The sequence below is a fragment of the Streptomyces sp. NBC_00012 genome, assembly GCF_045040875.1.
Lineage (GTDB): Bacteria > Actinomycetota > Actinomycetes > Streptomycetales > Streptomycetaceae > Streptomyces.
Genome location: NZ_CP108309.1, coordinates 6,283,128 through 6,301,249 on the forward strand (window position 1 = coordinate 6,283,128; position 18,122 = coordinate 6,301,249).

Annotated in this window: 14 protein-coding genes; 4 read left to right on the forward strand and 10 right to left on the reverse strand. The window is 72.4% G+C overall.

All coding sequences use genetic code 11. From position 1 onward, the window contains the following. Positions 1-39: 39 nt before the first annotated feature. The 5 genes from OHA19_RS28800 to OHA19_RS28820 form a co-directional block, all read right to left on the reverse strand. Positions 40-777 carry a TetR/AcrR family transcriptional regulator gene (locus OHA19_RS28800; RefSeq protein WP_405712007.1) on the reverse strand — a complete coding sequence of 246 codons (738 nt, stop codon included), beginning with the start codon at positions 775-777 and terminating at the stop codon, positions 40-42. A 71-nt stretch (positions 778-848) separates the two neighbouring features. Then, the gene (locus tag OHA19_RS28805; RefSeq protein WP_405712005.1) at positions 849-1,931 is read right to left on the reverse strand and encodes a PDR/VanB family oxidoreductase; all 1,083 of its coding nucleotides are present in this window, start codon (positions 1,929-1,931) and stop codon (positions 849-851) included. Positions 1,932-1,933: 2 nt separating this feature from the next. After that, positions 1,934-2,839: a metal-dependent hydrolase gene (locus tag OHA19_RS28810; RefSeq protein WP_405712003.1), complete on the reverse strand. Its 906-nt coding sequence runs from the start codon at positions 2,837-2,839 to the stop codon at positions 1,934-1,936. Between the two features lie 76 nt (positions 2,840-2,915). Continuing rightward, positions 2,916-4,853, reverse strand: a complete 1,938-nt coding sequence (locus OHA19_RS28815) for a hypothetical protein (RefSeq protein ID WP_405712001.1) — start codon at positions 4,851-4,853, stop codon at positions 2,916-2,918. A gap of 71 nt (positions 4,854-4,924) precedes the next feature. Beyond that, entirely contained in the window at positions 4,925-5,074 is a 150-nt protein-coding gene (locus OHA19_RS28820; protein WP_405712000.1) for a hypothetical protein, read from the reverse strand. 176 nt (positions 5,075-5,250) lie between these two features. Between OHA19_RS28820 and OHA19_RS28825 the strand changes: the two genes are divergently transcribed. Further along, positions 5,251-6,030, forward strand: coding sequence for a BTAD domain-containing putative transcriptional regulator (locus OHA19_RS28825; protein WP_405752135.1), 780 nt, complete (start codon positions 5,251-5,253; stop codon positions 6,028-6,030). A gap of 133 nt (positions 6,031-6,163) precedes the next feature. On the opposite strand, the gene OHA19_RS28830 is transcribed toward OHA19_RS28825, so the two are convergent. From OHA19_RS28830 to OHA19_RS28840, 3 genes are all read right to left on the reverse strand, one after another. Then, positions 6,164-7,210: a hypothetical protein gene (locus tag OHA19_RS28830; RefSeq protein WP_405752138.1), complete on the reverse strand. Its 1,047-nt coding sequence runs from the start codon at positions 7,208-7,210 to the stop codon at positions 6,164-6,166. A 289-nt stretch (positions 7,211-7,499) separates the two neighbouring features. Further along, positions 7,500-10,619: an alpha-N-acetylglucosaminidase gene (locus OHA19_RS28835; protein WP_405711994.1), complete on the reverse strand. Its 3,120-nt coding sequence runs from the start codon at positions 10,617-10,619 to the stop codon at positions 7,500-7,502. A 177-nt stretch (positions 10,620-10,796) separates the two neighbouring features. Then, positions 10,797-11,342: a carboxymuconolactone decarboxylase family protein gene (locus OHA19_RS28840; protein WP_405752141.1), complete on the reverse strand. Its 546-nt coding sequence runs from the start codon at positions 11,340-11,342 to the stop codon at positions 10,797-10,799. Positions 11,343-11,424: 82 nt separating this feature from the next. Between OHA19_RS28840 and OHA19_RS28845 the strand changes: the two genes are divergently transcribed. Both OHA19_RS28845 and OHA19_RS28850 read left to right on the forward strand, forming a co-directional pair. Next, positions 11,425-11,916: a MarR family winged helix-turn-helix transcriptional regulator gene (locus OHA19_RS28845; RefSeq protein WP_405752144.1), complete on the forward strand. Its 492-nt coding sequence runs from the start codon at positions 11,425-11,427 to the stop codon at positions 11,914-11,916. Positions 11,917-12,064: 148 nt separating this feature from the next. Then, a complete protein-coding gene (locus tag OHA19_RS28850) occupies positions 12,065-13,729 on the forward strand; it encodes an alpha-L-fucosidase (protein ID WP_405752147.1) in 1,665 nt (554 codons plus the stop codon). A 72-nt stretch (positions 13,730-13,801) separates the two neighbouring features. On the opposite strand, the gene OHA19_RS28855 is transcribed toward OHA19_RS28850, so the two are convergent. Together OHA19_RS28855 and OHA19_RS28860 are read right to left on the reverse strand one after the other, a co-directional pair. After that, entirely contained in the window at positions 13,802-14,449 is a 648-nt protein-coding gene (locus tag OHA19_RS28855; protein WP_405711986.1) for a LuxR C-terminal-related transcriptional regulator, read from the reverse strand. Then, entirely contained in the window at positions 14,434-15,702 is a 1,269-nt protein-coding gene (locus OHA19_RS28860; protein WP_405752150.1) for a sensor histidine kinase, read from the reverse strand. Before OHA19_RS28860 ends, OHA19_RS28855 begins: the two co-directional genes overlap by 16 nt. 272 nt (positions 15,703-15,974) lie before the next feature. Between OHA19_RS28860 and OHA19_RS28865 the strand changes: the two genes are divergently transcribed. Then, a complete protein-coding gene (locus tag OHA19_RS28865) occupies positions 15,975-18,104 on the forward strand; it encodes an MMPL family transporter (protein ID WP_405752152.1) in 2,130 nt (709 codons plus the stop codon). The last annotated feature ends 18 nt before the right edge of the window (positions 18,105-18,122 follow it).

An 18,122-nucleotide genomic window follows, 5' to 3' on the forward strand; every position in this document is an offset into this window, starting at 1 on the left:
CTGGAGCCCGTCGGGCGGTCTTCGACGGGAGAGCGGACGTCAGCCCGGACGCTCCGAGAGCAGCCGCTGCTCGGGAACGGCCGGGACGGCGGGTGCCAGTGCGGAGAGGCGGTTCAGCAGCTCCCCGAACGGCCCGTCCGCCGGCTCCTGGCCGAGCACCCGCAGCACGATGCCCGCCGTCTCCGTGTTGTACGCGGCGCTCACCGCGGCCAGCGCGGCGAAGTCGTGCACGAGCTGCAACTCCAGCTCCTCGCGCGGAATCCGCCGCCCGTCCAGCCAGATCAGCGCCGTCGACTCGGCCAGCGACACCCAGGAACGCACGACCAGCTCCAGCCGGGCCGGGGGATCTTCGACCCCCAGATGGGCGAGGATCTGCTCGCAGGCGGCCTGTCGCACCCCGTCTATCATCGCGTTCGCCGTCGAGGACCCCGCCGCGGGCCCGCCCCGCATCAGCGCCGAGAACCCGGGACCGTGTTCTTCGACGAAGTCGAAGAACCTCCCCATCACCCGCAACAACCGGGCCCCGAGCGGCCCTTCACGGGGCTCCACGAACCGGGCCGCCAATTCGTCGGCGGCCCGCCGCAGCGCGGCCTCGTACAGGCTCTGCTTCCCCGGGAAGTAGTGGTAGACCAGCGGCCGCGAGATCCCCGCGGCGGCCGCGATCTCGTCGATCGACACCTCGTCCGGAGCGCGGTGACTGAACAACTCCAGCGCGACACCGATCAATTGCTGTCTGCGCTCCTCGACGCCCATCCTGCGCCGCACCCCGGTCGTCATGGTGGACAGCGTACCGACTGGGACGGCGGGGGAGACGAGGCGGGCGGCCCCGGCCCCGCTCCCCACCACGCCTACAGGTCCAGCACCAGCCGCTCGCCCCGGCACCGGGACACGCAGATCAGCATCGAGTCGTCCCGCTCCGAGTCCGTCAGGAGTTCGTCGCGGTGGTCGATCTCGCCCTCCAGGACGCGCTGCCGGCACGTACCGCAGAAGCCCTGCTCGCAGGAGTACGAGACGTACGGCAGCTCGTCGCGCACCGCCGCCAGCACCGACCGGTCCGCCGCCACCTGGACCGTACGGCCGGAGCGGCGCAGCTCGACCTCGAAGGGGCCCGAGCCGGCCGACGACGCGGCCGCCGCCGTGAAGCGTTCCAGATGCAGGGTGCGGCCGGGCGGGAGAGCGGCGCCGACCGCGTCCATCAGGGGCTCGGGGCCGCAGCAGTAGACGGCGGTGCCCTCCGCCGTGTCCGCCAGGGCCGCCGCGGCGTCGGGGTGGCCCGCCTCGTCCTCGGCGACGACCGTCACCCGGCCGCCCTCGGCACCCAGCTTCTCGATCTCGTCCAGGAACGGCATCGAGGCGCGGGTCCGCCCGCCGTACAGCAGCCGCCAGTCGGCGCCCGATGCGGCGACCGACCGCAGCATCGGCAGGATCGGGGTGATGCCGATGCCGCCCGCGACGAACAGGTACGCGGGGGCGTCGGTGAGCGGGAAGCGGTTGCGCGGGTCGCGGATCTCCACCTCCTCGCCCTCGTGGAGCTGCGCGTGGACCTCGCGGGAGCCGCCGCGGCCGTCCTCGGCCAGCCGCGTCGCGATGGTGTACGTGTCGGGGTCGGCCGGGTCCCCGCACAGCGAGTACTGGCGGACCAGGCCGGAGGGCAGCAGGAGGTCGAGGTGCGCGCCGGGCTGCCACGGCGGCAGGGCGGTCCCTTCGAGGCGGAGCTGGACGACGCCCTCGGCCGGGGTGGTCCGCTCGGTGATCAGCAGCCGGCGGGTGGCCGTGGTGCGCCGCTCGGAGTGGCCCGAGATCGGTTCCTCCAGGGCCGGCAGCGGCCACAGCGGGGAGTTCTGGATCCGGCGGTGCAGGGCGCGCTTGGCCAGCAGTGCGGCGCCCGCGACCAGGACGACGGTGCGCAGGCGGGGCAGGGGGAGCTGCATGGTCAGCTGGTTCCCGTCATACGGGCCTCGGCGGCGGTGGCCGCGGGCGAGTGGGCGAGATAGTCGATGGCCTGGGCCGTGCTGCCCTCCTGCGAGGGGTGGTAGTCCCGGCTCAGATAGCGGGGGACCGAACGCAGCAGGTCACCGGTGGCGGGCAGGGTGCCGCGCCTGCCGCTGGTGTAGAACTCCTTGAACGACCCCTTGCCGTTCAGCAGGCTCGGGTCGTTCTCCATGAAGAAACGGATGCCGCGCTGCCAGAGGAAGACCAGCGCGCTGAACGCCGTCGCCCAGGTGCGGGCCCGGCGCGGGTAGCCGCCGTCGACGTGCATGAACACCTCGAACGCGACCGAGCGGTGCTCGACCTCCTCCGCGCCGTGCCAGCGCAGCAGGTCCAGCATCATCGGATCGGCGCCGCGCCGGTCCAGCTCGTCGGCGTTCAGCACCCAGTCGCCGAGGAATGCGGTGTAGTGCTCGATCGCAGCTATCAGCGCCACCCGCTCCATCAGCCACCACTTGCGCGCCCGCCCCGGCGGCAGCGTCCGGTCGCCGAGCAGCTTCTCGAAGAACCAGTCGACCTGCGCGGTGTATGGCGTCGGGTCGAGCCCCAGCTCCTTGAGGCGGGGCAGGACGTCGTCGTGCGCCTGGGAGTGCACGGCCTCCTGGCCGATGAAGCCGATGACGTCCTGGCGCAGCTGTTCATCGTGGATGTACGGCAGCACCTGCCGGTACACGTGGATGAACCAGCGTTCCCCGGCGGGCAGCAGGAGGTGGAGCACGTTGATGGTGTGCGTGGTGAACGGGTCGCCCGGCACCCAGTGCAGGGGAGTCTTCTCCCAGGCGAAGGAGACCTTGCGGGCCTTGAGAGGCGTCCGCTCCGAGGCGACCGGCGCCGGCTGCGTGTTAGACATATTGTCAATGTACTGAGAGGTAGACCGCCGGAACAGAGGCGTGCGGCGAATTCCTGACGTCCGGGAGGGCGGGGAGTCAGCGCAGCGCGCCCACCCGACTCCCGTCCGCCAGCGTCCCGTTCAGCCGCGCCCGGTCGCCCGCACGGGCCGGCGCGGCGAGCAGGCGGCTGTCGGAGCGCGCCTCCACTCCGCCCGACGCGGTCAGCGAGGCGAACTGCTCACTGCCCGCCGCCAGTACGTACCAGCGGCCGCCCTGTGACTTCCACAGCACCCCGGCCAGCACCCGGGGGGCGCGCATCCCACAGGCCGGGGAGTCCTCGGCCCTGGCCGCGACCGCCCCGGGCGGCCCGCCCGTCGCGACGGCCGGTGCCGACGGGGCCTGGAACTGGGCGAGGACCCGGCTGCCGGTACCCCGCCAGGTCTCCGCCCTGGTGCAGAGCCAGCGCGCGGAGCCATTGCTCTCGGGCAGCGACTGCGAGGCGTACTGCCAGGAGTTCACCGACCGCACCCCGCGCGAACGCACCGCGGGCAGCAGACAGGCGGTCCGCGCCCAGCTGTCCCGCTCCGCCCACCCGGCCACATCGTGCGGCGCGGACGGCGGGCCCGAGGTGAGCCGGGCCGGGACCAGCTCGCCGAGGTCCGCCATCAGCCGGGCCGCCGGGCCGTCACGGACCTCGACCGCCTCCCAGGCGCGGCAGTCACGGGCCGTCGCCGGGCTGGTCAGCGCGGCGGTCACCCCGTCGGCGCGGCGGGGCAGCGGCCGCGGTGCGGTGCCCGGCGCCAGCAGGTCCCGCACCGACACCGCGCTCACCCAGGGCGCGGTGAGGTAGCGGATCCGGCCGCCGGTGCGCGCCACGATGAGCGCGGCGGCCGACGCCCTGTCCGCGCCGTCGACCCGCGCGAAGTCGAGCGTGACGCCCTCGTCCCGGCCTGCGTCCCGGGGCTCCGCGTACCGAACGACGCGCAGCCCGTCGTAGAACAGCACCACCGTCACCCGGCCCACCTCGCCCGCGTACAGCAGCTGCGGCGCCCCCATCGGCGGCCCGACGGGCGTGTCCGGGGTCGCCGACGAACGCACCGCGCCGTCCGGACGCGCCCAGACGGTCAGCGCGCGGCGCAGCAGCCGGGCGTCCCCGGCGCGGCCGCCACGGGTGGGCCAGGAAGTGAAGTCGGTACGCGGCGAGCGCTGCCAGAACGTCGCGGATACCCGGCTCAACCTGCCCGGATCCAGGGCCTGTTCGGCGACTTCGGCCCGGACGTCCCGCGCCCCGGACGGAGCGCCGCGCCCCCAGCCGTTTCCCGGCAGCCCCAGCAGCGCCCCGCACACCAGCAGCGCGGCGGCCGCCGCCAGCGCCGCCTTCGCGTGCCGGCGGCGGCGCAGCAGATCCGGCGGCCGGGCCTGGAGCGAGCAGGGGTCGAACTCGGGGGAGCCGAGGAGCGCGTCCGGCGCCGGAACGCCCGCCGCCTCGGCGAGCGCCGCGTACGGGTGCGCGACCCCGGCGTCCACGAGCACCCGCCGCACCTCCGCGTCGGTCAGCCCCTCCAGGCCGCGCAGGGCATGGGCGGCGCGGCCAGGACCGGAGAGCGCCGACAGGGCGTTCTCCAGGGCGAGTCCGCCCGCTCCGCCGGAGTGCGGGAACAGCCGCAGCCCCCACACGAGCGGGAGGAGCGACGGCAGCCGGACGCGGCCGGTCCAGGGACGCGGACGGCCCGCCGCCAGGGCCGCGCGCAGCACCCGCCGACGGGCGTGCGCGTACGACGGATCGACCGCCGCGGCGGCGCCCGGCCCGCGCGGCACCGGGACGCCGCCCCCGGCCCCCGCCCGGCGCCCGGACAGCAGGCACCGCTGGGCCAGCGCGTGCGCCTTCAGCACCCGGCGGTGGCTGCCCAGGGACGGCGGCAGCACGAGATAGCCGAGCCGGACCAGCCGCGGATAGTGCTCGACGAGCGCCGCCCCGACCTGCTCCCCGTCGGCCGGGGCGGCTGCGGAAGGTACTTCTGGCAGTGGACGCACGTTCAGCAGAACGAGCGAATCGTGCGATGGTCACCCCGGCCCGTCCGTGCACGGTGCAACGGGACGCCGCCTCAGTGCAGTTGCCACCCGCTGAATTCGACCGTGCCGCGCAGCCCGCTCCCGCCGTTCGTCGCGGTCATGAAGATCCCCACGTCCTGGGCCGCCGCCGTCCCCGGCGCGGCGACCGTGCCCACCGTCCGCCGGCCCGACGCGTGCGCCATACCTGCGGAATCTCGGCCGGAGGGCACCGGCCCCGGCCCCGATGAGGACAATTCGACATCTCTTGGCAGGTAGAGCAGCATGGCTATCCGGGAGGTGTACAGATCGTTGGCCCCAGCAACGACGGCGCGGCCAGTCGACGGGCGCCGGGTAGACCGACCCTACGCGATCACAAGCCATGAGCTCATATGATCTCGCTTTCTCGCCGCTGCCCACCAGGTCCAGGCCGTTCGTGAACATCTCTCTTCTCGGCGGTTTCGACATCGTCGTCGGCGACGAACCAGTGACCGTCCCAGTCGGCTCGAAGCGACTACTGGCGTTTATCGCGCTACACTATCGGGCTGCTGTTCCCCGAACTCTGGTCGCCGGGAGTCTTTGGCCCGAAGCAACCGAGCAAGGTGCGAACACGAACCTGCGGTCGGCACTGTCACGTCTCCAGGACCTCGGGAAGCGCGCACTGAACATCTGCCCCGCCGAGGTGCGTCTCGCGCGGGAGGTCGACGTCGACCTGTTCCGGGCTCGGTCGTTGGCCCAGCGCATACTCGATTCCCATGTCCCGGCCGAGGAACTCGACCTCAACGCGGCGGCCGTCGACCAGTTGTCCGCCGATTTGCTGCCCGGCTGGTACGACGAGTGGATGTTGCCGGAGGCGGAGCAATGGCGGCAGCTTCGACTCCATGCCCTTGAGGCGCTGACGGGAGCTTTCATCGACACGAGGGAGTTCGCCTGGGCTGTGACGGCCGCCCATGCGGCCGTCACAGCGGATCCGCTGCGGGAGAGCAGCCAGGCTTCGCTGATCCGCGCCCACCTGGCGGAGGACAATCGGTCCGAGGCGCTGTACGACTTCGAACGCTACGAACAGCACCTCCGCGACGAGCTGGGACTCCGCCCCACACCGCGGCTGCGCCAGCTGGTGTCCGAACTGCAGCGGTCGCGCCCCGGTGGCGGATCCCCGTAGCCGCCGGTCCTCGTCGTAGCCGCAGGTCCTCGTCCTGGCGTGTTCTAGCGTGTTGGCGAACCCGCCACTGCCCAGTGGCGGGTTCGCGTTAACCGAGTTTGGTCGGTTTGGCGTGGTCAGCACGCGACAGAGGTCACGTCTGTGCGCCTTGCTGGAGGACGTTGCCGTTGCCGGGGCCGGTCTGTGCGCCTTGCTGGAGGACGTTGCCGTTGCCGGGGCCGGTCTGTGCGCCCTGCTGGAGCACGTTGCCGTTACCGCCGGTCTGTGCGCCCTGTTGCAGGACGTTGCCGTTGCCGGGGCCGGTCTGTGCGCCCTGTTGCAGGACGTTGCCGTTGCCGGGGCCGGTCTGTGCGCCCTGCTGGAGCACGTTGCCGTTACCGCCGGTCTGTGCGCCCTGTTGCAGGACGTTGCCGTTGCCGGGGCCGGTCTGTGCGCCCTGCTGGAGGACGTTGCCGTTGCCGGGGCCGGTCTGCGCACCCTGTTGCAGGACGTTGCCGTTGCCGGGGCCGGTCTGTGCGCCCTGCTGGAGGACGTTGCCGTTGCCGGGGCCGGTCTGCGCACCCTGCTGGAGCACGTTGCCGCTGCCGCGTCCGGTCTGCGCACCCTGTTGCAGGACGTTGCCGCTGCCGCGTCCGGTCTGCGCACCCTGCTGGAGCACGTTGCCGCTGCCGCGTCCGGTCTGCGCACCCTGTTGCAGGACGTTGCCGCTGCCGCGTCCGGTCTGTGCGCCTTGCTGGAGGACGTTGCCGCTGCCGCGTCCGGTCTGTGCGCCTTGCTGGAGGACGTTGCCGCTGCCGCGTCCGGTCTGTGCGCCCTGCTGGAGGACGTTGCCGCTGCCGGGGCCGGTCTGTGCGCCCTGTTGCAGGACGTTGCCGCTGCCGCGTCCGGTCTGTGCGCCCTGCTGGAGGACGTTGCCGCTGCCGGGGCCGGTCTGTGCGCCCTGTTGCAGGACGTTGCCGCTGCCGCGTCCGGTCTGTGCGCCCTGCTGGAGGACGTTGCCGGTGGCGGTGTCGAAGCAGGTCGGGGGTTGGGACTGAGTGCAGACGATTTCGGACGGGGTGGCCTGGGGCGTCGCTGTGGCACTTGTCGCGCCGACCGCGCCGACTCCGCCGGCGAGCGCCGCGACCAAGCTCGACACGCCGATCAGGCGGGGAATTCCTTGGCGAATGCTTCTCATCATGGTGGATTCCTTGCGTGTGGAAGCGGGGTTGAGCTTGCCTGCACCAGCCATCGTCATGTGCCGGGCATCACCGCGGCGTGACGCCGGCGTGACCGGGCTCGGCCGACGGCAGCCAGTGCACGCTCTCTGAAGGCGTCTACTTGCGCCTCAGTCATGGCCAAGACTCGCCCCATGGACGGCCGTGTTTCCCGAGTGCTTGGCCGGCTGCGTACGGTAACAAGCCTCACGTGGGCGTACTGGTAGCCGACGCGTCGCACCGCTCAGGTGCGGCCCGGACGGCGCCGCCGCCTCAACGCATTTGCCACCCGCTGAACCCGACCGTGCCGCGCAGCCCGCTCCCGCCGTTCGTCGCGGTCATGAAGATCCCCACGTCCTGGACCGCCGCCGTCCCCGGCACGGCGACCGTGCCCACCGTCCGCCAGGTCGCCCCGCCGTCGGTGGAGCAGGAACCCGTGCACCCGTCCCCGGCCCGGGTCAGCCGGAGCAGCACCGGGGCCTTGATCCCGGTGATCCGCCGGTAGGCGTCCAGGGTGCCGTCGCCGTTCGTGTCGTACGAGAGCACCACCCCGTTGGACGGCGTCACCGCCAGATTCAGGAACCCCGCGGAGCCCGGCGCCGCGAGGCTGTTGCGCACCACGAGCCCCGAACGCGCCCAGCCCCCGGTGTTCTCCTGCGCGTCGACCCGCACGGTCACCTCCGCCCCGTCGGACCACGCCCCCTCCCGGTACGCGGTGCCGAACTGGCTGGTGCCCTTCCACAGGTCCTGGCCCGCCCCGTTGATCGCGAACCGCCCGTCCAGCTCCCCGAAGACCGCCGCGTTCGACGTGTACGTGCGCCAGCCCGGCCCCAGCGGCGCCGCCAGGTACACCGCGCCGCGCCGCATCTCGGTCACCCGGTCCTCGCCGCGCGGCCCGTACGCGGTGCCCAGTTCGTACAGCATCGGCACCAGCGGCGCGGTCAGCGGCTCGGACGGGGCGGTGACCCGCCAGTCCACCGAACCGGAGCCGCCCGCCGCGACCTCGTCGAGGAAGGTGCCGCCCGCCGCGGTGGCGTCCAGGCCGGTGAGCGCGAAGTCGATCCGGCCGGTGGACCGCAGGCCGTTCAGATTGCGGAAGGCGGCCGTCACCGTGCCGGTGCCGCCCGGGGTGAACGTCACCGGGTCGGCCGAGACCGTGACGGTGCCCTGGTACGGGGCGGTGGACAGGGTCTCGAAGACCCGCCGCGCGGTGCGGTGGGCATCGCCCGTCGCCCGTACCGGATGGACGTCGGTCCGCCGGGTCCACTCCTCCTCGCCCGGGTACCAGTCGAACGGCTTCGCCGCCCGGCCCTCCGTGAGCGCGTCGGTCAGCTCGTCCAAGTACGCCTGCCACTGCGGGAGATGGACCTCGCCCATCAGCCCGTGCCAGTCGCGGTTGGCGTAGTTGCTGAGATTGTCGGCGGCCGTCCGGTCCGCCCAGGTGGTGATCAGGGTGCGGGCCGTCCACTCCAGCCGCACCGCCTCCGCCGGGCTGGTCGCCAGCCGTTTGGCGTCCTCCAGCCACGGCCCCAGCAGGAAGGCCCGGTGGCAGCCCGACACCGTGTCCGTCAGCCGCATCAGCTTCAGCCAGAGCGCGGCGAGCGCCCGGAACCGGGCCACGTCTTTGTCGGCCTGGGCGGCCCGCAGCTGCGGCAGCAGGGTCCGGGAGCGGTCGGCGAGCGCCTGCCGGGCCAGGTCGGTGAGGTCGTAGCGGTAGGTGTCCGAGTCGCGCAGTGACGGGTGTACGCCGAGGAGCGCCGCGAACGCCCCGTCGAAACCGGCTGGGTCGAAGGCGACGCCGACCGAGGCGGTGATGCTCGGCCGGCGGGAGAAGAGCGAGTCGACGGGGCGGCCGTCGGTGCTCGTCAGCCGGTACGCCGTGGCGGCCAGCGCGGCGAACGCCGCTTCGGCCGAGCGGTCGCGGCCGCCGTAGCGGAACCTCGGGTACGCCCGGAACCACGCCTCGCGGTCCACCTTCTCGCTGCGCCAGGCCAGCTCGCCGAACAGCTCGAACGCCGCCGGATCGCGCTCGGCCGCCTCCGGCATGTACGCCGTGCCGGTCAGGGCGCTGCCCGGCTTGTCGCGCCAGGCCGTGAACTTCTCCGTCCAGCGGTCGGTGTTGGCCCCGATCGTCGTACGGCCGCCGAAGTTCGGGATGGTGCCGAAGGCGTACGGCGCTCCGCCCCAGTCCTTCTCCCGGTCGGTGACGGTGTCCAGATCGGAGAGGCCGTCGACGATCAGCAGCCGGTCCGTGTCGACCGCCTCCAGCATCGCGGGCCGGGGGTTGGCCTGCCAGCCGAGGATCACCCAGGTCGCGCCGGGGTGCGCGGTCCGCAGGGCAGACTCGACGGCGCGGGCGGCGTCCGGCACCGGGACGTCACCGGCGGTGCCGCCCTCGTGCAGCAGATCCATCTTGAAGTGGTTCGCGGGGCCGAACAGTTGCTCCTGGTGCCGGTAGAAGGCGGCGGCGACCTCGGCGAAGACGGGGGTGCGGGGGTCGAGCCAGTCGGGCCTGCGCAGCCCGTTCCAGGTGCCCTGCGGGACGATGCGGGCCCCCGGATTGCGGTCCGTGAAGCCGTCCGGGACGGTACCGAAGTAGCCGGGGAGCACCGGTGCCATGCCCAGCTCCCGCATCCGGTCGGCGATGCGTCGGCCCAGCTCGGCGCGCCGGGCGATCAGTTCGGGGCCGAGCGGGCCGCCGTATCCGCTCATGTTCTGCAGCAGCCACCACGGCTGGTGGGACGGCGCGGGCAGCCAGGCGCGGGCCTCGGCGTCGCTGTAGCCGAAGTCCTGGAGCAGCCGGTGGTAGACGGCCTCCTGGCCGGCGGTGACCAGGACCTCGTTGCAGCCGTGCAGGGCCAGGACGTCGAGCATCCGCTCCCAGCGCGGCCAGTCGGCGTACGGGGCGGTGTAGCCGTCATGGGTGTCGTTGAGGGCGAACCGGTGGGGGACGGTCGCGGAGCGCTCGACGGGGGCACGGGGAGCGGGCAGTCGGCGGGGCAGCTCGGTGCGGCTGCCGGACCACGAGATCACCGCGTCGCAGGTGTACTTGAGGTACCAGTGCGCCCCCGTCAGGGCGGCGGCCGCGGTGGTGGCGGCGATCTCGATCCGCCCGGTGGCGCCGGTGACCCGGAAGCGGTCGGGTGCCTGCGCGCCGTCGCCCCGGGGGAGGGCGCGGAGCCGGAACTGGCCGGCGTGGTCCGGCAGCAGACGGCCGAGCGCCTCGTGCGCGGGCGCGAGGTCCCGCGCCGGGGCGTCCGGGGCGTCCGGTGCGGCGGTGGCGTGCGCGGGGGCGGCCCCGAGCGCGGCGGCGGCGCCGAGGGCTCCGGCGGAGCCCAGCAGCGTACGTCTGGTCGGCCGGGAGGAGCTGAAGGGCAGGGAGGGTTCCGTCATGATCCGCACTCCTCGGTGTTGTTCATGGTGGTGCATGTGACAACAGGTATGTGCGGAGCGCAGGTTAATGACGGGTGAGGGGGCGGGCAACGGGGCGTACGGCGGTTCGTGCCGAACCAGCTGTTCGGCCGCATACCAGGTGGCCTGGCCTGGCGTGCGGAGGGCGGCCGGCGGGGGTCAGGTGAAGGCTGCGAGCTGGGGATCGACCGGCGCCCCGGTCATCCGGTTGGCCAGCGTCGACATCGTGTACGTGCCGATGCCGAGGACGGCCTCCAGCGCGTTGCGGGCGGTGTATCCCCGCGCCAGGAACGTCCGGAGCGTCGCGTCATCCACGGCGCCGGCCGTCGCGATCACGGCGAGGGTGAACACCCGTACCGCCTCCAGCCGTTCGTCCGGCAGCTCCCGCTGCTCGCGCAGGGCCGCGATCAGCCCGGGGTCCGCGCCGAGCGCGGTGAGCTTCGCGGTGTGCATCGCCACGCAGATGTGGCAGTCGTTGCCGGTCGCCATCGTCATGACCAGGACCTCGCGGGAGAGCGGATCCAGGGTGGTGGACTCGAAGAGGGCGCTGCTCTTCAGGAAGCCGTCGAGCAGCTCCGGCGAGGTGGCGAGCCGGGCGACGGCGGCGGGCAGATACCCCTGCTTCCCCGTCACCGCCGCCATGGTGCGGCGGGCGGCGGGCGGGGCGGATTCGAGGGTGTGGCCGGGGAACGCGGATGCGGGCATGGCTGATCTCTCCTAGTGGTCACTCAGGCTAAAATCGACAACGTGATTGACGAAAAGGTAAACCAGGTTGTCGAGTTCCGCAATGGCTGAGCGGCGGGTGGAGGCGTCCGGGGAGGAGACGGCGGGCTTCGAGCTGCCCATGCTGCTGTTCGCCGGATTCCGGTCGATCCTCGACGAGTTGCACCGGGAGCTGGCCGAACAGGGACACGCCGACGTCCGCCCCGCGTACGGCTACGCGCTCCAGGCCGTCGGCCGCGACGGGGCGACCGCCAGCGAGATCGGCCGGCGGCTCGGGGTCTCCAAGCAGGCCGCCGGCAAGACCGTGGAGAAGCTCGAAGGGCTCGGATACGTGGAGCGCGTCGACGACCCCCGCGACGGCCGGCGCAAGCTGGTCCGGCTGACCGCCCGGGGCATGGACGTCCTGGTCAGGTCCGCCCAGGGGTTCGACCGGCTGCGCGCCCGGTGGGTCGGGGCGCTCGGCGCCGACCGGGTGCGCGCGATGGAGGCGGACCTGCGCGCGATGGTGCCCGAAGGTGCGTTCCGGATCGATGTGCCGGGCTGGTTCAACGACTGAGGCGGCCGCGAGGGTCGGCTTGGATTTTACGTGCGAGAGATAGGACGTATCTCGAACGCACCCTTCCCGCGGGTTCGCGTGTGCGGCAGCATGCCCACGTTGGCACCCAAGAGATCCGACCAATATCGGTCGGGAGTGGGAGGGAACCATGGCTCGACGCACCCGTGTGCTCAGCGCGCTCGCACTGGCGGCGGCCGCCGCGCTCGTCCCCGTACAGGCGATCGCGCAGCAGCCCGCGCACCAGCGGCCGGCGCCACCGGGCACCCCGTGCAGCGCGCCGGTGAAGCCCGCCCCGCAGATGACGGTCGAGTCCTGCGACAGCCCGGACCGGATCATCGAGAAGGCCGCGAACATCGTTCCCACGCCGGGCCAACTCGCCTGGCAGCAGCGGGAGGTGACTGCCTTCACACACTTCGGGATGAACACGTTCACCGGCCGCGAATGGGGCTCGGGCACCGAGGACGAGCAGATCTTCGCACCCAAGGCCGTCGACGCCGACCAGTGGATGCGCGCCTACAAGGCCGCCGGTGTCGAACAGGTCATGCTCACCGCCAAGCACCACGACGGCTTCGTGCTCTACCCGAGCCGGTACACCGACCACACGGTGGCGCTCAGCCCCGGCAGCCCCGATGTCGTCGGCGCCTATGTGAAGGCCGCCCGCAAGGCGGGCCTGAAGGTCGGGCTCTACCTCTCGCCCTCCGACGGAGCCGAACTCCCGCACGCCTGGCACGCGCAGTGGGTCGACACCATCCGCGAGAAGCAGGCCGAGGGCAAACCGCTCAGCCTCCCCGAGCGCATGGCCCTGGAGGACGGCGACCGCGCCCCGGCCGGCGAGGGCCGCTTCGGCAACGGCAGCCCGGTCACGGAGCGCACGATCCCCACCCTCGTCCCGGGCGACGACCGGGCCGCCGCCGTCCGGAGCGGCAAACTGCCCACCTTCCGGGTGAAGGCCGACGACTACGACACGTACTACCTCAACCAGCTCTACGAACTGTTCACCCAGTACGGGCCGATCGAGGAACTCTGGCTAGACGGCGCCAACCCCTGGTCCGGCTCCGGCATCACCCAGAAGTACGACGTCAAGCAGTGGTTCGACATGGTGAAGGCCCTCTCGCCGAACACCGTCGTCTTCCAGGGCCCGCAGGGTGTGCGCTGGGTCGGCAACGAGAACGGCGTCGCCCGCGAGACCGAGTGGAGCGTCACCCCGCACACCACGGACCCGTGGACCGGCCTCGGCAGCCTCCCCAACGACTCCACCGACCCCGACATCGGCTCCCGCGCCAGGCTCCTCGACCCGGCCGTCAACTACCTCCAGTGGTACCCGGCCGAGGCGGACGTCTCGATCCGGCCCGGCTGGTTCCACCACCCGGACCAGAAGCCCAAGACCCCTGCCCAGTTGATGAACCTGTACGAGAAGAGCGTCGGCCGCAACGCCTCCCTGCTGCTCAACGTCCCGCCGAACAAGGACGGCCGGATCGACGACGCCGACGTCGCGTCACTGACCGCCTTCGGCTCCGACGTACGCCGGATCTACGGCACCGACGTGCGCGAGCAGAACCCCGCCCCGTACACCTTCGACCGGATCGCGGTGAGCGAGGACATCCGGCAGGGGCAGCGGGTGGAGAGGTTCGCCGTCGAGGCCCGCGTCGACGGGAGCTGGCAGCGGATCGCCGAGGGCACGACCATCGGCCACCGCCGCATCCTGTCCCTGACCTCGCCCGTCACCGCCACCTCGGTACGGGTGAAGGTGCTGGAGTCCCGGGCCAAGCCGCACCTGGGGGCGACGACGCTGCACCTGAGCACCACGCCGTGATGCCGGGGCCGCGCGACCCCTTTGCCGGGGCCGCGCGGCCAAGGCCTGCTCGGCCCCGGTCCGGACAGGCGCTCAGCCCCGGTCCAGATAGGCGAGCACCGCGAGGACACGGCGGTTGTCGTCGTCGGACGGCGGCAGGGAGAGCTTCCCGAAGATGTTCGAGGTGTGCTTGGCCACCGCCCGCTCCGTGATCACCATCTGGGAGGCGATCGCCGCGTTGGAACGGCCCTGCGCCATCAGCTCCATGACCTCCAGCTCACGCGGGGTGAGCATGCCCATCGGCCTGTCCTGCGAGCGGCGCGACAGCAACTGCGAGATCACCTGCGGGTCCATCGCGGTACCGCCCGCCGCGACCCTGCGCACCGCGTCCACGAACTGCTCGGCGTCGAAGACCCGGTCCTTGAGCAGATAGCCGATGCCGCCGTTGCCGTCCGCCAGCAGCTCGCGCGCGTACAGCTGCTCCACGTGCTGGGAGAGCACCAGCACCGGCAGCCCCGGCTTGGCCCGCCTGGCCGCCAGCGCGCACTGCAGGCCCTCGTCCGTGTGCGACGGTGGCAGCCGGACGTCGACGATTGCGACGTCCGGATCCGACTCGGCGAAGGCGCGGGTCAGTTCGGGACCGCTCTCGACGGCCGCCGCGATCTCGAAGTCGTACGCCTCCAACAGCCGGACCAGGCCGTCGCGCAGCAGGAAGAGATCTTCGGCTAGGACAACTCGCAAGGGATCTCCATGGTCACCATGGTGGGGCCGCCCGCAGGGCTGCTGACGGCCATGATGCCGTCGAATGTACCGAGCCGGCGTTCGATTCCGCTCAGTCCGGAGCCGCCGCCGACCCTCGCACCGCCCTTGCCGTTGTCGGTGACGGAGACCCGCAGTGTGGCGTTCTCGTGGTGGATGTCCACCCAGACGCGGTCCGCCCCCGAGTGCTTGGCGGCGTTCGTCAGCGTCTCGCTCACCGCGAAGTACGCCGCCGACTCGACCGCGGCGTCCATACGGCCGGCCAGCTCCACGTCGACCTCCGACTCGAAGGGCAGTCGCAGCGCCAACGCCCGCACCGCGTCCCCGAGTCCGCGCTCGGCGAGGACCGGCGGATGGATTCCCCGGACCAGGTCGCGCAGCTCGGTGAGCGCCTCGGCCGACGACTCCCGGGCCATGGCCAGCAGCTTCTTGGCCTGCGCCGGGTCCTTCTCGATCAGCGCCTCCACCGTGCCCAGACTCATGCCCATCGCGACCAGCCGGGCCTGCGCGCCGTCGTGCAGATCGCGCTCGATGCGCCGCAGTTCCGAGGCCGCGGTGTCCACCGCCTCGTGCCGGGTCTCGGTCAGCCGGTCGATGCGCCGGGCCAGCTCCTCCTCCTGGGTGGGGGCCAGCATCGCGCGGGCGATCACGAAGTGCAGCCGCAGCAGCCGCTCGCTGACCAGCACCCCGGTCGCGAACAGCGCCGCACCGAGCGCGGCGGCGGCGAGGCCCGTCCCCTGGCTGGAGACCCGGACGAAGCCGTACCAGTAGCCGTCGTCGGTGAAGACGCGCCACAGCCCGGCCGCCAGCACGACACCCTCCACCGGGTAGATGAACAGCCCGGCGGCCAGGGTCGCCACGACATAGCCGGCCGTCATGTCGACCAGCAGCCACCGGATGTCGCGCCAGGTCGCCGGGTCCTTCAGCATCAGCGTGGTCCGCTCCACCCGGCCGGTGAACCCGGTGCGCAGATCCTTCGGGAAGGGGCGGTAGGGGACCGGTATGCGGATGTCGCACCAGGTGATGGCGAGCAGCCGGCGCCGGTTGGCGTGCTCGCGCACCAGCTCCAGTACGTAGGGGGTGGTGAACAGGCCGACGCCCAGCGGGATGAAGGCGATCGAGAGCACCGCCAGTACGAAGAGTGTGACCGAAGCGGCCAGGCCGGCGACCGACACCACGAGTCCGCGTCCGGCGGCCAGCATCGCGGCCCTTATCCGTCCCTGCTTCGCTTTCATCCCGGTCCGTCTCCCCTCGTCGGGCCCTCCTGCCGGGCCCGCTCCGCAGACAGTCTCACCCGGTGGCGACGTCGCGCGTCAGCCGTTTCGGCACCCGGACGGGGTGTACCCAGCACCACCCCGCCGGCCTCGCCCTACGGCTCCGGGGGAGGGGGTTTCGGCGGCTGGGGCGGACGGCTCCGCGTTCCTAGATTCATCAGCGTCCATCGACGGCGCCGCGTCCGGCGCCGCGTCACTTCCGGCTACATCCGACTTCTGGGGGCGAACACGCCATGAGGCGCAACCTCGCGGCACGCATCGGTGTGTGGAGCGCGCATCACCGCAAGACCGCAATTCTCGGCTGGCTGCTCTTCGTCGTGCTCGCCACGGGCATCGGCGGGGCATCCGGAATGGTGGAGATGTCCGACGCGGAGAACGGCGCGGGTGACTCGGCGCGGGCCGAGCAGATCCTCGACGACGCCGGACTCGGACAGCCCGCCGGTGAGCTGGTCATGGTGTCCGCGGCGAGGGCGGGTGACTGGAAGGGCGCCGCCCGCGAGCTGTCCGCAGCGCTCGGGAGGACCGGAGAGGTGGTGGACCTGGCGGCGCCGGTCCCCTCCGCGGACGGCAAGGACGCGCTGATCACCTTCGCCCTGAAGGGGGACGCGGCGACGGCGCCGGACCGGGTGCAGCCGGTGCTCGACGCGGTGGACGGGGTCCGGACCGGCCACCCCGACGTCACCGTCCACCAGTTCGGCGAGGCCAGCGCCGGGAAGTGGCTCGGCGACCTGCTCTCCGAGGACTTCAAGAAGGCCGAGTTCACCGCCGTACCCCTGGCCCTGGGCATCCTGCTGGTCGCCTTCGGCGCCGTCGTAGCGGCACTCCTCCCGGTCGGGCTGGCGCTGACCGCGTGCATGGCCGCCTTCGGGCTGCTGTCGCTCGCCAGCCACCAGCTGCACCTGTTCCAGACCACGTACTCGGTGATGTTCCTGATGGGCTTCGCCGTCGGCGTCGACTACTGCCTGTTCTATCTGCGGCGCGAGCGCGACGAGCGGGCGGCGGGGCACGACGCGGAGACGGCGCTGCGGATCGCGGCGGCCACCAGCGGCCGGGCGGTGCTGGTCTCCGGGCTCACCGTGATGGTCGCGATGGCCGGCATGTTCCTGTCCGGCCTGATGCTGTTCAAGGGTTTCGCGCTGGCCACCATCATCGTGGTCCTCGTCGCCATGCTGGGCTCGGTGACGGTGCTGCCCGCGCTGCTGTCCTGGCTGGGCGACCGGGTCGAGGCGGGACGGGTGCCCTTCCTCGGCCGGCGGGGCGGCCGGCGCGCACGCACCGGCGGGATAGCGGGCACGGTGCTGAGGCCGGTGCTGTCCAGGCCGAAGACCTTCGCGGTCGCCTCGGTCGTCGTACTGCTCGCGCTGGCCGCACCCGCCATCGGCATGAAGACCGAACAGCTCGGCCTGGAGAAGCAGTTCGGTTCCCAGTCGCAGCTCTCCGTCGCCTACCGGCAGATCAGCGAGAGCTTCCCGGGCGGCCCCGACCCGGCCCGCGTGGTGGTCGAGGCCGACGACATCGGGGCCCCGGCGCTGCGCAAGGCGCTCGAAGGTTTCGAGAAGGTGACCGTCCACAAGGCGCAGAACGTCGCAGAGATCGAGGTACCGCTCCCGGACGGCCGGGCCTCGCTCGCCGAACTCCGCGAGGAGCGGCTGCCCGCGGCGTTCGACGGCACCGGTGCCCGGGCGTACGTGACCGGGGAGACGGCCGGCTCCGTCGACTTCAGCGAACAGCTCGAGCGCGGCATCGTCCCCGTCTTCGCCTTCATCACGGCGGTGACCTTCCTGCTGATGCTGTTCTGCTTCCGCTCGTACGTCATCGCCGTGACGTCGATCGTGCTCAACCTGCTCTCCGTGGCCGCCGCCTACGGAGTGATGGTCGCCGTCTTCCAGCACGGCTGGGGGGCCTCGCTGATCGGCTCGGAGGGGGTCGGCGCGATCGAGGCATGGATGCCGCTCTTCGTCCTGGTCGTCCTGTTCGGACTCTCCATGGACTACCACGTGTTCGTGGTCTCCCGGATCCGTGAGGCCCGCGACCGGGGACTGACCACCCGGGCCGCGATCGACGAGGGTGTCCGGCGCACGGCCGGTGCGGTGACCGGTGCGGCCGCGATCATGGTCGCGGTGTTCGCGGTCTTCGGGACGCTGTCGATGCAGGACATGCAGCAGATGGGCGTCGGTCTCGCCGTCGCGGTGCTGCTGGACGCCACGGTCGTACGGATGGTCCTGCTGCCCTCCGTGATGGCGCTGCTGGGCGAGCGGAACTGGCGCACCCCGCGCGCCCTGACCCGCCTGCCGAGCCTGGCGCACGAGGAGCCGGAGCGGGCGCCGGAGCCGGAGCCGATGGGTTACGGGCGGCGCGGCTGACCCGGCCGGCCCGGCACA